The organism is Corynebacterium sp. A21 (assembly GCF_052266655.1).
Classification (GTDB): domain Bacteria; phylum Actinomycetota; class Actinomycetes; order Mycobacteriales; family Mycobacteriaceae; genus Corynebacterium.
Genome location: NZ_JBQPQY010000003.1, coordinates 26,130 through 38,330, shown reverse-complemented (window position 1 = coordinate 38,330; position 12,201 = coordinate 26,130). Strand labels below are relative to the sequence as shown.

Below are 12,201 nucleotides of genomic sequence, written 5' to 3'. Positions count from 1 at the left end.
TTGCGGGAAAAGCCTGAGGTGACTGTGGCCGAGGTGGCCGCCGGGCTGGGTTATGCGGATCATTCCCATCTGGCCGCCGACTTCCGGGACATTCTGGGGATCACCCCGAAGGACTACCGCCAAGACTCCGCCGGGGATGCTCTGGCACAATAAGCGGAGATTGACACCGCGCTCACACAGAATGGAGTTCTTCAATGGAACCGCTCGTCGGACTGATTATGGGTTCGGATTCGGACTGGGACACCGTCGCCCCAGCCGCCGATGTACTCGTCGACTTCGGCATCCGCTTCGAGGTCGGCGTGGTATCCGCGCACCGCACCCCGGAGAAGATGCTCACCTACGCCAAGACCGCCCGTGAGCGTGGCCTCAAGGTGATCATTGCCTGTGCCGGCGGTGCCGCCCACCTGCCAGGCATGGTCGCGGCCGCCACCCCGCTGCCGGTGATCGGGGTGCCGCGCGCCCTGAAGGACCTCGACGGCCTGGACTCCCTGCTCTCCATCGTGCAGATGCCGGGCGGCGTGCCGGTGGCCACCGTCTCCATCGGCGGTGCCAAGAACGCCGGCCTGCTCGCCGTGCGCATCCTCGGCGCCGGCATGCCGGAGCTGGTTGATCGTATGGCTGAGTACCAGAAGGACATGGCCGCTGAAGTGGAAAAGAAGGACGAGGCCCTGCGCAATCGTCTGATGGGTCAGTGAACCCGGTCCTCGTACTCGGGGCGCTCATCGACGATGACGGCCGCCCCTCGAATATCCTGGCCGCCCGGCTGAAGCGCGCCCAGCCGCTTATCGACGCCGCGGGGGTCGGCGTTGTCAGCGGCCGCGGCGAAGCTGAGGCCATGGCCCAGTGGCTGATCGAACACGGGGTGGACGCCGCGAAACTCCTGCTGGAGACCGAGGCGACCAGCACTAATGAAAACCTGGAGAATGCCCAGGCACTGCTGCCGGACACCCGCTGCTGGATCGTGGTCACCAGTGATTTCCATGTGCTGCGCACTCGGATCTGGGCCTGGCACCTCGGGGTCCCGGTGCAGGTGATCGGGGCACGGACCGAGGGGCGCGCGTGGGTGAAAATGTTCCTGCGGGAGTGTCTGGCACTGCCGCACTCGGTGCTGCGGGTGGGATGGCGAAGGGTGCGGGGCATCCTTGAATGATCCGGGTATTGCGCGTAGACAGGGGCCATGAGCACATTCGCATTGGAAAACCCGAGCACCGGACAATCTGAACAAGAATTTGACCGAATCAAGGATACCGACCGCGATGACATTCTGAACCGTTCGACCGCCGCCTTTGCACAATGGCGCACAACCGATATCGATGAACGCGCCGCCGTTCTGGCCAGGACCGCCGACTTTTATGAGGAACGGGCAACTGAACTGGCCGATCACATTGGCCGGGAAATGGGCAAACTGACCCGCTGGGCGAAGATGGAGCTGGGCATCGTCGCCGACATCTACCGCTGGTACGCCGAGCACGCCCACGAGCTCCTGGCCGATGAGGCACTACCGGCCCAGGGGGCCGAACAGACCTACGTCCGTAAAGACCCACTCGGACCACTGCTGGGCATCATGCCCTGGAACTTCCCCTATTATCAGGTCGCCCGCTGGGCGGCACCCAACCTCCTGCTGGGAAATTCTCTGGTGCTCAAGCACGCCTCCCTCTGCCCGCTGTCTTCCCAGGCCTGCCAGGAGCTGCTGGAAGAGGCCGGGCTGCCGAAGGATGTGTTCATCAACATCTACGCCTCCGGATCCCAGATGAATGACTTCGTGGCGGATCCACGGATCAAGGGTGTCTCGCTCACCGGCTCTGAAGCCGCCGGTGCCGCCGTAGCCAGCACCGCCGGTGAAAACTATAAGAAATCGCTGCTGGAATTGGGCGGCAATGATCCCTTCCTGATCCTTGATGATGAGAATTTGGACTGGGTGCTGGAGAAGTACACCAAGATCCGGATGTACAACACCGGTCAGGCCTGTAACGCTCCGAAACGGCTGATCGTGCTGGCGGATTTCTACGACCGCACCGTCTCATATCTGAAGGAACAGATCGCTCAGATTGAAGTCGGTCCTTATGACGACAAGGACGCTGGCATGGGGCCGCTGTCCTCGATCGGTGCTCGTGACGAGATCGTCGAGCGACTGACCGAAGCTGAACGCAGCGGTACCGCGAAAATTCAGGTCGGTGGGGGAAAGATCGACCGCGCAGGCGCATACATGGAAGCCACCCTGCTCACTGATGTCGACCGCAGCGCGGATATCGGCTGCAATGAGATCTTCGGGCCGGTGGCCATCGTCTACAAGGCGAAGGACATCGATGAGGCGGTGGAGATCGCCAATGACTCGGAGTACGGCCTATCCAGCTCCGTATGGGGCACGGACCTGGCACAGGCCCATGAGGTGGCAAGCCGACTCAAGGACGGCATGACCTTTGTCAATGAGCACGGTACCACCGCTGCTGGCCTGCCCTTCGGCGGTGTGGGGCGCTCAGGTTACGGCCGCGAACTCGGACGCTGGGGCGTGGGGGAGTTCGTCAATGAACACCTCTTCCGCGTCAGCGACCAGTCGAATGCCGGACAGTCACCGGCGTCCTGACCCCTTCAATCTGTCTAAGCCTGGTCAGCCTCGGACACCAGGTCCTCCTCCGCACTCCCGAGGCTGATGGTGCAGTGGACAGTCTTTTTGATCGCTGATTCCACCAACCGACACAGGTTTCCCGACGGTTCGCGAGGAACCGTGAGGAATTCCTTCGGCATCCCATGTCGGGATGTTTGCCCTCCTTTCCCGATACTCCAGCCTCAACAGGCTAGACAACCGGCCAGCCGAACAATTTCCCTACTCAGGTCTGGGCAACCCCAGGTGCGACCTCAAGGTGGCGCCCTCATAACAGCGGCGGAAGCGACCGCGCTCCTGCAGCACCGGAACCACCTGGTCCACAAAGTCCTCAATGCCTTCAGGCAGGGTCGGCGCCATGAGGTTGAAGCCGTCGGCACCGCCGCCATCGACCCAGCGTTCGATTTCATCGGCGATCATGACCACGTTGATGCCCGCCCTGCTACTGGAGCTGTGGTCGAGGCTTGCCAGCAGCCGGGCAGCGTGGAAAAGGCTGCCAGAAGGTACTGGATACGGTGGTCACCAGGCCGATATTTTCGGTGGCCCGGGCCATGGCCATGAGCGTGGTGATCGGATCGAGGAACCAACCGGGACCGTTTCCCATGCCGCCGAACCCAGCCGATTGGCTGTCCGCGAGGAATACCGCACCCAGGAGGCCGCGTTTCGCGGTGCGCGCGAGTTCCTCCCAGTAGGTGATGTCTCCCAGTCGGCTGGCGCTGGACTGCGGAGCCCGACAGGCGCCAGAGTGGTGCCCGGCGGCGAAGGTGAAGCGATTCAGGTGGACATCAGTTCATGACCAGTCCGCCGTCGACGATGAGGTTTTGGCCGGTGATGGCCCGCGACCACGGGGACGCGAAGAAAAGCGCGGCGTCGGCAAGTTCCTCCGGGGTGGTCACTGAGCCGAGTGGGGTGCCGGTGGCGATGGCGTCGAACACCTCCGGCGGGGTGGTTGAGCTGGCGTCAGTGGTGCGCAGCAGACCACCGCTGAGCATGTTGACGGTGACCGCATGTTTGCCCAGATCGACGGCCAGCGTTCGGGTCAGTGAGAGCAGAGCCGCTTTGGCGGCGTTGTAGTCGTGGTAGGGAACCACCGGATGCTGCACGAGGTTGGTGCCGATGTTGAGCACCCGACCGAATCCGGCCTCCTTGAAACCGGGGAGTGCCGCCTGCACCACGTTGAGGGCACCTGCCACGGTGCCGGCGAATTGGTTGTCGAAGCGTTGGTAGGAGATGTCCTCGGCCTTGGGTCGGGCATCACCGTCGAAGGCGAAGTCCACCAGGGCGTTGTTGATCACGGTGGTGACCGGGGTGCCAAACGCTTCTGCGGCCTGCGTGATCAGAGTATCGACCTGGCTGCGGTCGCGGACGTCGGCTGGGAGCGCAATCGCCCGGCCGGGATGCGCCGCAGCGAACTCTTCAGCTGCCGCGCGGCTGGAGTGGTAGTTGACGGCGACGCGGGCGTCCTCATTGAGGAACGCCTCTGCAATGCAACGGCCGAGTCCCCGGGCGCCGCCAGTCACCAGGACCACCTGCTCGGAAATCGGGGTGGCGAGAGAAGTAGTCAACGCTGTGCCTTTCTGCTGCGAGGCGAAGGCACCGCCGGAAGGCTTCCCGCTGCCCCGGAGGGGCGCGGGTAAGCGGCATCGTAGACAGTCCCTTCGCCAGTACTAACTGGATCAGGTTCAACGGGTGTGTTCTCAGCCCTCCGAATGGAGGGCACCCCGTGTCACATAAGCGACCCTAGCAGTTCCACAGCGAAGGCAGGCGGGATTTAGCCCGGGAGCACCTCAAAGGTAACCTCAAGAAACCTACCCACCTGCCGGGTCCCTGCGGTGCGCAGCTGCGCACTCTCGATCCGTCGCGGCAGCGTCGGCGCACCGGCGGGGAGGAAGACCGGGGCCATGGTCAAGATAATGCGGTCCAGGGCGCCGATATCAAAGAACTGGCCGACCAGATCACCGCCGCCCATCACCCAGATATTTCCCTCACCAGCGGTGTCCCGGATACGGGGGAGTGCATCTCCGACCGAGCTGTTGATGACCTTGATATTGGTCCCCTCCGGAATCGGTAGATTGCGGCTGGAGAAGACCCAGTTCGGCCGGTCACCATAGGCATCGATCCAGGCCTGGGGATTATTGAGCAGATCCATCTCTCGGATCAGCCATTCGTAGGTGGTGGACCCCATGACCAGGGTGGATACCCCGGCCAGGAAATTTCCGATGTCGTCTTCGGCTTCATCACTGCCGGCGACTTCGAAAAGCCACTGCAGGGAGTTGTTTTCATCCGCGATGAAGCCGTTCATGGTCGTCGCTGCGTTATAGATGATCGCCATGGTTCGAGTGTAGATCAGCTGAACCCGGGCAGCTCCGGAGCGAGGATCTCGCTGGGAGCAGGCCGCCAGAGGTAGTCTCGCGGGTATGACCATCCAACGCATGGATAATACCGCCATCGTCGTCGAGGACCTGGATCACGCCATCGATTTCTTCACCGCACTCGGTATGGAGCTTGAGGGCCGACAAATAGTGGAAGGGGAGTTTGTCGATCTCACAGTGGGAATCTCGGGAGTGCGGAGCGAGATTGCGCTAATGAAGACCCCTGATGGCCATGGCCGGATCGAATTGACCAGGTACCTCCAGCCGGAAGCGTTGGCAACCTCGCCGGCGGAGCTTGCCCCCAACACCATTGGCCTGCACCGGGTCATGTTCGCGGTCGATGATCTTGAGGCCACTCTTGCTAAGCTGCGCCCGCATGGTGCCGAGCTACTCGGGGAGATCGCCAACTACGAGGACATCTATCAGCTCTGCTATCTGCGCGGGCCCGCCGGGATTATCGTGGCGCTGGCGGAGCGGATCGGCTGAGCAGCACCCGCTATCGGGAACGCCCTGCCCGCCAGCTCATTACCGCGGCAATGACCAATACCAGCGCCAGCAGTGCCGGCCAGACCTTCGGTTCGGGCTGGACCACATTGATCACGGCCTGAACCAGGGCGATGAAGGCGAAGAATCCCAGGAAGCCGGTCAGCGTATCCAGCTGCATCTTGCGGCGCCGATCTTCGGAATGGTTCTGGGGTTCAGTGGGGCTCATGGTCACCAGCTTAGGGGGTTGGCTCAGGGCTGCTCCGCTGCGTGGCCAGCAGACCGACCACGAGGGCAGTGCCCCAGAGGAGAAAGAGCGGGTCCCAGAGCCAGGCGTGACCTGCCATGGCGGCGAAGTCGAACTGTGCACCGCGGGGGATGACCTCGACCAGTATCAGGTTGGCCACCACGGTGTTCATGCCACCCCAGATGATCAGGACTGCGGCGCCGAGCCAGTAGCACCACCGCCAGGGCGGGGCGTCGATAAGCCGCAACGGCAGGAGTGCGAAGCTGATCTTCAGCGCCCCGAGGATCAGCAGCAGCCAGCCCATCCCGACGAATCGGCCGGTGACCTGCTCGCCGACGGTGTTCAACAGCCACTGCCCGCCCAACCCCCAGTACACACTTGCGGCGCCATGGAGGCAGCCGGCGAGTGCGGCGAGGAGGAGGGCTGGGTGCGGCATCAGGCTTTTACACCACCGGCCGTGAGTCCGGAGACGATCCGACGCTGGAAGATCAGCACCATGATGATCAACGGGATGGTGACCAGTGCGCCGGCAGCCATGACTGCGGCGTAGGGGTACTCGAAGGAGCTCGGGCCGGAGAATCGGGCGATGGCCACGGTGACGGGTTCGGTCGCGGTCGTCGAGAGCTGGCGGGCGAGCATGAACTCGTTCCAGGTGGCGATGAACGCCAGGATCGCGGTGGTGAACAGGGCAGGTGCGGCGAGCGGCAGGAGGATCAGGCGGAAGGCCTGGCCGCGGCTCGCGCCGTCGACACGCGCTGCTTCCTCGAGCTCCCAGGGCAGCTGCCGGAAGAAGGAGACCAGGGTGTAGATGGTCAGCGGCAGCGCGAAGGAGATATTCGGGATGATCAGTGCCTGGTAACTGCCGATCCAGCCGATATCGCCGAAGAGCTGGAAGAGCGGGGTGACCAGGGCAATGCCGGGGAACATCGAGGCGGCGAGGATGATGCCGGTGACGATGCCCTTGCCCGGGAAGTTCAGCCGCGCCAGTGCGTAGGCGGTGAAGACCCCCACCACGACGGCCAGCGTGGTGGTGGTCACGCTGATGATCAGCGAGTTGCCGATGGCGGCGAGGAAGTTATTGCCCTTGTCGGTGGCCAACGCATCCTGGAAGTTCTGCAGGGTCACATGCGTGGGCCAGGGGGTGGTGTCGAAGGTGTGCGCGGAATCGCGCAGTGCGGTGATCACCATCCAGTAGAAAGGCGCCAAGCCCCAGAAGAGGATGAACACCACCCCGGCGTAGTTGAGGATCTGTGACTTCAGTTTCTTGCTCATGATACCGTGACCTCCTGCTTGGTCCGTTTCTTGCGGCTACCCGTGGGTTTTCGCCTGCTCACGCTGCGTTGCCCCGAGACATCCGCGCCCAGGAAGCGGATCATGATGAACGCGACCGCGAAGATGAGCAGGAAGATCAGGGTGGACAGCGCCGAGGCGGAGTTGAAGTTATTCTGCCGCATATCCTCCACTACCAGCTGGGAGATCACGGCGGTAGGGGAGTTGGAGGAGCTGGAGATCATGATGACCGGGAGATCGTACATGCGCAGCGCATCCAGGGTGCGGAACAGGACCGCCACCATCAGGGCCGGTTTGACCAGCGGCAACGTGATTTTGGTGAACTGTTGCCAGCGGCTGGCACCATCCACCCGGGCGGCCTCATAGGTGTCCTTCGGGAGCATCTGCAGGCCAGCGAGGATCAGCAAGGCCATAAAGGGCGTGGTCTTCCAAACATCGGCCAGGATCACCGCGGCCCGCGCAGCCCAGGGATCGGTGGTCCAACTGATGTCCAGATTGAAGAGCTCATTGACGATGCCGCGCTCGGCGAAGATGAACTGCCAGAGCTTCGCGGTCACGGCGGTGGGGATCGCCCAGGGGATCAGCACCGCGGCGCGCACCAGGGCACGGCCACGGAACTCCTTGTTCATGATCAACGCCATGCACATGCCCAGGACGGTCTCCAGGGCAACAGTGACCACGGTGAAGAAGAGGGTGATCCGCACCGCCGGCCAGAAATCGGTGGCCAGGGTGCCCGGCGGACACTTGCCGACGGTCCCGTCGGCGCCCATGCAGCGCTGGGTCAGCCAATAAAGATAATTCTCGAAGCCGGCGAAACCGCCAGCGGTGAACAAGCCGGTGGTGGGGTCAAGTCCCTTGTCGGCCTGGAAGGACAACCAGATGGCGCGGATGATGGGATAGCCGATCACCACCGCCAACACGATCATGGCGGGGGCGATCAACCAGATGGCCGATCTCGCCTGCCTCATTCTGGACATATCGCCAGAGCTCCTTGCTCTCGGGGGAGTCTATGTTGTGCCTGCTGGGAAGCAGTGTTACTTGGATCATAGAGCCACCTCAAGGGTGAAGTCGCGAACTTCGGTGAAGAAGGGTGTAACTATTTGGCCGGGGTGGGTTCCGCGCAGCCTATTTGTAGAAACCCTCACGGAGGTTGATGCCGTGCTCGAGCCAGACCTTCATCGCGGCGAGCATGCCGGTCCAGCCCATGGAGTTGCCGAAGGCATCTCGCGCGCCGGCTTCGGTGGGCTGCCAGGAACCCTCGGTGATGATGACCTTGGTGCGGGTGTCCTCATCGATGGGCACGAACTCGAAGGTGACGATGGTGGTTGTTTCCTTGGTGCCCGGGGTAGCGGTCTCGCTGGGCCAGGCGATGAGGATCTTCTTATTCGGCTCAGCCTCAAGCACCTGCACCGGGAAGGCGCCGGGGAAGTCATGGAAATCCCAGGTGACGGTGGCCCCGGTTGCCAACCGTCCGTTGGTGGCGGTGCCGGTGGCGAAGTACTTCGAGAGCTGCTCGGGATCGGCCACGGCCTCATAGACCTCGGCGGTGGGCTTCGAGATGAAACCGAAGGTGGAGAACTTGAGTTCGCTGAGGGGATTATTGGCTGAGGTCTGGCTCTCAGGAGTGGTCATGGGGCCGAGCATAGTAGGTGGGGTGGACATACTCAGTGCGCAGTGAAACGCGAGCGGACACCGGCGGCTGTGGTGGTACCGTCCCCGGTGATATTCAAGAATCAATGAGCGGAAGTTATGCGTGAAACCAAGAGAAGTACCATGATCGGGGCGCTCTTCCTCGTGGTCGGGTGGCTGGTGGTGCTGTTCCTCAACCCCGGAGAGTGGATCACTGTGCTCCTGGGGTTGGTGGTCAGCGTGGGAGTCTTCATTCTGATATCCAGGTTATCCAGGTTGGTGGAAAAACAGCGTGAACTCAACCGCAATTGGGATGGCAGGCAGCTGCCCGAGCGGGATGGCGAACAAGGATTGCCGCGTTGAACTTGACCGGGGAGAATCCCTCATCAGCGGTGGCCCACGTGGTCCAGCACATGCGTGATGCTGCTGACGCACAGCGGCGTCGATAAGCACCCAAAGATAAGCACCCAAAAGCGGGCCGCACCCACTTGGGTGCGGCCCGCTTCAGCGAACAGGATGAAAGAGACTACTGCGTGGCGTTGTCGATCGCGGCCTTCATGTCCGCGGTGGCCTGGTCGACGTCGACGTCACCATTGATGGCGGCGTAGGCGTTGTCCTGGATGGCCTTGGAGATCGCCGGGTAGAAGGGGGAGACCGGACGCGGGACCGCGTTCTCCAGAGATTCCTTCAGTGCCGGGAGGTAGGGGTACTTCTCCACGAGGGACTCATCATCGTAGATCGAGGCGAGCACCGGCGGGAAGGAGTTGTCGGCGAACCAGGTCTGGTTCTCCTCGTTGATCACGAACTCGATGAAGTCACGCGCGGTGGCCTTGAACTCGGAGTTGACGTTGATGCCGTTGTTGTAGCCACCGAGGGTGGACACACCGACACCGTCCTGGCCGACCAGCGGCTGGACCTCGAAGTTGCCGGCGACAGCGGAGCCCTCGGCCTCGGCGTTGGTGAACATATACGGCCAGTTGATGGCGAGAGCGGTATCGCCCGCGGTGAAGGCGAGGTTGGTTTCTTCCTCGGTGGCGGCGGTCGAGTTCGGGGCGATGGTGCCGTCGGCATAGCCGTCGACCAGGGCCTGCAGGCCGGCCTTGGCTTCGTCAGAGTCGACAACGGCGTTGCCTTCATCGTCCAGGACGGTGCCGCCCCAGCCCTCGATGAAGCCGATGGTGTTCACGGTCAGGCCCTCATACTGCTTGAGCTGCAGGGTCAGGCAGTCGACGTTGGCTTCCTCGGCCTGGGTGCAGGAGTCGACCAGATCGGCCCAGGTTTCCGGGGCCTGGGAGATGATCTCGGTGTTGCGGAAGAGTAGCTGGCCGTTGGTGTTCTGCGGCAGTGCGTAGAGGGTGTCGTTGTAGGTGGCGGAATCCACGGTGGACTCCAGGAGGCCGGAGGTGTCCACCTCCAGGTCGCCCTCGAGCGGGGCGAGCCACTGGTTGGCGGCGAAGTCGGCGGTCCAGATGACATCCAGGGCCATGACATCGTAGTCGGAGTTTCCGGCCTGCAGGGACTGGACGAGGGTTTCACGCTGGGCATCAGCCTCGCCCGCGAGCTCGTTCAGGGTGACCTGCTCATCGGGGTTCGCCTCATTCCACCGCTCGATCACCGGGATGATCTTGTCGGTGTCGTTCTTGCCCATGGCGAAGGTGATGGGGCCACGGGCATCGGCGTTGTCGACGGCGGGGGCATCTCCGGTGCCGGAATCGGAGCCAGTGGAACAGCCGGCGAGGGCGAGGGCGGCGAAGAGGGTGGTGGCAGCGAGGGTTACGCCAGTCTTGCGGGGGAGTGCGGACATGAAGTCACCTTTCTAAGCAACAGTTGACTTCAATCTAATGACCTGGGACACGTTTCATTGTCAAAATTGCCCAAATCACCCCCGGGGTGGGGTGGCTCAGCTGAGACTTTCCCCGCTCTTCACATCAAAGCGGTGCGCCTTTCCGGGGTCATAGGCAAAACGCACGGTATCGCCCGGAGCGGGAGCCTTCCCTTCACCCAGGCGCGCCACCAAGCGGTGCCCCTCCCAGTTGGCGTAGACATAGCTCTCCGAACCGAGCTCCTCGACGATATCCACGGTGCCGGCCACTTCGCGGAACCCGGCAGGGACCTCCCCGGTGACCACGAGCATGTGTTCGGGCCGGACCCCGAGGGTCACGCCATCGCCGGGGAAGAGGTTCATGGCGGGGGAGCCGATGAAACCGGCGACGAACTCATTGACCGGGGCGTCATAAAGTTCGCGGGGCGGGGCGACCTGCTGGAGATTGCCATCCTTGAGCACCGCCACGCGATCCCCCATGGTCATCGCCTCCACCTGGTCATGGGTGACATAGACCGTGGTGGTGCCCAGGCGACGTTGCAGGGCGGCGACCTCGGAACGGGTCTGCACGCGTAGCTTCGCATCCAGGTTGGACAGCGGCTCATCCATGAGGAAGACCTTGGGGTCACGCACCAGGGCCCGGCCCATGGCCACCCGCTGACGTTGACCGCCGGAAAGGTCCTTGGGTTTACGCTCCAGGAATTCCGTCAGTCCGAGGATCTCCGCAGCCTCCCGGACCTTGGCATCAATCTCCTGCTGGGGCAGTTTGGCCAGCTTCAGGGCGAAGCCCATGTTCTTGGCCACCGTCATGTGTGGGTAGAGCGCATAGTTCTGAAAAACCATGGCGATGTCACGGTCGGCGGGTTCCTCCTGGGTGACGTTCTTCCCGTCGATGAGGATCGCACCGCCCTCCACCTCCTCCAAACCAGCCAGCGCTCGCAGCGTGGTGGACTTGCCACAGCCCGAGGGGCCGACGAGTACCAGGAATTCGCCATCGGCGATCTCCAGGTTCAACTCAAAGACGGTGGGGCGTTCCGCATTGGGATAACGGATGGTGACATTTTCAAAAGAAACCGTGGCCATGTCTAAAAAGTAGCAGGCGTCACAGGTGCGCGGGGCGAAATCACCCTCGGGGCTCCGCTTATCGACGCCGCGCTGGCCCCGCTCAGCGCTGCGCGACCAGCTTGGAGGTGTTCTCGGCGGTCTTGATGGTGGAGACCACGAACTCCAGGAAAAGACGGATACCAATCAGCTGGAAAAGCGCGACTAGACCGATCGGGATCCAGCCGAAGAGCAGCACCGCAAAGGCCAAGAAGGTGCTGCCGTTTGCCGGTGAGAAGAGCAGCGTGAAGAAGGGGATAACCCAGCCGAAGAAGAGCGTCGCCGCAGCAAAGATAAGAGCCAGAGTGTAGATGAAGCGGGCGAACTTCAACGCGATCATGTTGTCGAAGCTGGTGTCGAAGAGCGCACCGAAGAAACCCTTGCCGGTCTTCTTCACCTCATTGCTGTTGAAGCCGGCGAATTGCTGGCCACCCTGCTGGCCATCCTGCTGCGGGTACTGGTTCGGGTTATAAGGTGCGCCGCCATAAGGCTGGCCGCTCTGCGCGCCGGGCTGCTCACCGTTATTCTCGCCGCCGTTGTGGGGGTTGTCGCCGTATCCGGGAATGCTCATGCCAGGCCTTTCATGTTGGGTTAAGGGCTGTCACAGCATAGCGATGAATATCGGGATATGCAGATTCATCGTTCATCAGCAGCA

17 protein-coding genes, 1 pseudogene and 1 riboswitch are annotated in these 12,201 nt (G+C 62.5%); of the genes and pseudogenes, 6 read left to right on the top strand and 12 right to left on the bottom strand.

The genetic code is table 11. The annotated features are described in order from the left end of the window. Genes ACTU46_RS06535 through ACTU46_RS06520 form a run of 4 tightly spaced genes read left to right on the top strand, consistent with a single transcriptional unit; the run spans position 1 to position 2,584 of the window. Positions 1-153: a helix-turn-helix domain-containing protein gene (locus ACTU46_RS06535; protein WP_443380444.1), complete on the top strand. Its 153-nt coding sequence runs from the start codon at positions 1-3 to the stop codon at positions 151-153. Positions 154-194: 41 nt separating this feature from the next. Beyond that, positions 195-695 (top strand): 5-(carboxyamino)imidazole ribonucleotide mutase, encoded by a 501-nt coding sequence (gene purE, locus ACTU46_RS06530; protein WP_443380443.1) that lies wholly within the window; start codon positions 195-197, stop codon positions 693-695. Then, positions 692-1,150 carry a YdcF family protein gene (locus ACTU46_RS06525; RefSeq protein WP_443380442.1) on the top strand — a complete coding sequence of 153 codons (459 nt, stop codon included), beginning with the start codon at positions 692-694 and terminating at the stop codon, positions 1,148-1,150. The genes purE and ACTU46_RS06525 overlap by 4 nt, the downstream gene beginning before the upstream one ends. A gap of 27 nt (positions 1,151-1,177) precedes the next feature. After that, the gene (locus ACTU46_RS06520) at positions 1,178-2,584 is read left to right on the top strand and encodes an aldehyde dehydrogenase family protein (protein ID WP_443380441.1); all 1,407 of its coding nucleotides are present in this window, start codon (positions 1,178-1,180) and stop codon (positions 2,582-2,584) included. Between the two features lie 240 nt (positions 2,585-2,824). Here ACTU46_RS06520 and ACTU46_RS06515 read toward each other — a convergent pair whose 3' ends face one another. The 4 genes and pseudogenes from ACTU46_RS06515 to ACTU46_RS06500 form a co-directional block, all read right to left on the bottom strand. Beyond that, a complete protein-coding gene (locus ACTU46_RS06515) occupies positions 2,825-3,022 on the bottom strand; it encodes a hypothetical protein (protein ID WP_443380755.1) in 198 nt (65 codons plus the stop codon). After that, positions 3,002-3,380 (bottom strand): annotated as a pseudogene (locus ACTU46_RS06510) (LLM class flavin-dependent oxidoreductase); the annotation flags it as partial. The pseudogene ACTU46_RS06510 and the gene ACTU46_RS06515, both read right to left, overlap by 21 nt. A 7-nt stretch (positions 3,381-3,387) precedes the next feature. Beyond that, positions 3,388-4,167, bottom strand: coding sequence for a 3-oxoacyl-ACP reductase (locus ACTU46_RS06505; protein WP_443380440.1), 780 nt, complete (start codon positions 4,165-4,167; stop codon positions 3,388-3,390). A 70-nt stretch (positions 4,168-4,237) separates the two neighbouring features. Continuing rightward, positions 4,238-4,336: riboswitch (TPP riboswitch) on the bottom strand. 37 nt (positions 4,337-4,373) lie between these two features. Then, positions 4,374-4,934: a dihydrofolate reductase family protein gene (locus ACTU46_RS06500; RefSeq protein WP_443380439.1), complete on the bottom strand. Its 561-nt coding sequence runs from the start codon at positions 4,932-4,934 to the stop codon at positions 4,374-4,376. 85 nt (positions 4,935-5,019) lie between these two features. Between ACTU46_RS06500 and ACTU46_RS06495 the strand changes: the two genes are divergently transcribed. Then, complete coding sequence (locus ACTU46_RS06495) at positions 5,020-5,460, top strand: VOC family protein (RefSeq protein ID WP_443380438.1); 441 nt, start codon at positions 5,020-5,022, stop codon at positions 5,458-5,460. Positions 5,461-5,470: 10 nt separating this feature from the next. Here ACTU46_RS06495 and ACTU46_RS06490 read toward each other — a convergent pair whose 3' ends face one another. The 5 genes from ACTU46_RS06490 to ACTU46_RS06470 form a co-directional block, all read right to left on the bottom strand. Beyond that, entirely contained in the window at positions 5,471-5,686 is a 216-nt protein-coding gene (locus ACTU46_RS06490) for a hypothetical protein (protein WP_443380437.1), read from the bottom strand. A gap of 10 nt (positions 5,687-5,696) precedes the next feature. Then, complete coding sequence (locus tag ACTU46_RS06485; RefSeq protein ID WP_443380436.1) at positions 5,697-6,140, bottom strand: DUF3995 domain-containing protein; 444 nt, start codon at positions 6,138-6,140, stop codon at positions 5,697-5,699. Next, complete coding sequence (locus ACTU46_RS06480; RefSeq protein ID WP_443380435.1) at positions 6,140-6,976, bottom strand: carbohydrate ABC transporter permease; 837 nt, start codon at positions 6,974-6,976, stop codon at positions 6,140-6,142. Before ACTU46_RS06480 ends, ACTU46_RS06485 begins: the two co-directional genes overlap by 1 nt. Next, positions 6,973-7,971 (bottom strand): carbohydrate ABC transporter permease, encoded by a 999-nt coding sequence (locus ACTU46_RS06475; RefSeq protein WP_443380434.1) that lies wholly within the window; start codon positions 7,969-7,971, stop codon positions 6,973-6,975. The genes ACTU46_RS06480 and ACTU46_RS06475 overlap by 4 nt, the downstream gene beginning before the upstream one ends. Before the next feature lie 148 nt (positions 7,972-8,119). Further along, on the bottom strand, positions 8,120-8,626 hold the full coding sequence (locus ACTU46_RS06470; RefSeq protein ID WP_443380433.1) for an SRPBCC domain-containing protein: 507 nt from the start codon (positions 8,624-8,626) through the stop codon (positions 8,120-8,122). Between the two features lie 117 nt (positions 8,627-8,743). Between ACTU46_RS06470 and ACTU46_RS06465 the strand changes: the two genes are divergently transcribed. Beyond that, entirely contained in the window at positions 8,744-8,986 is a 243-nt protein-coding gene (locus tag ACTU46_RS06465; protein WP_443380432.1) for a hypothetical protein, read from the top strand. 163 nt (positions 8,987-9,149) lie between these two features. Here ACTU46_RS06465 and ACTU46_RS06460 read toward each other — a convergent pair whose 3' ends face one another. The 3 genes from ACTU46_RS06460 to ACTU46_RS06450 all read right to left on the bottom strand — a co-directional run bounded on the left by ACTU46_RS06460 (position 9,150) and on the right by ACTU46_RS06450 (position 12,117). Beyond that, positions 9,150-10,427 (bottom strand): ABC transporter substrate-binding protein, encoded by a 1,278-nt coding sequence (locus tag ACTU46_RS06460; RefSeq protein WP_443380431.1) that lies wholly within the window; start codon positions 10,425-10,427, stop codon positions 9,150-9,152. Between the two features lie 96 nt (positions 10,428-10,523). Further along, positions 10,524-11,528 carry an ABC transporter ATP-binding protein gene (locus ACTU46_RS06455; protein ID WP_443380430.1) on the bottom strand — a complete coding sequence of 335 codons (1,005 nt, stop codon included), beginning with the start codon at positions 11,526-11,528 and terminating at the stop codon, positions 10,524-10,526. Positions 11,529-11,610: 82 nt separating this feature from the next. Beyond that, positions 11,611-12,117, bottom strand: coding sequence for a DUF4282 domain-containing protein (locus ACTU46_RS06450; protein ID WP_443380429.1), 507 nt, complete (start codon positions 12,115-12,117; stop codon positions 11,611-11,613). Positions 12,118-12,201 lie beyond the last annotated feature (84 nt).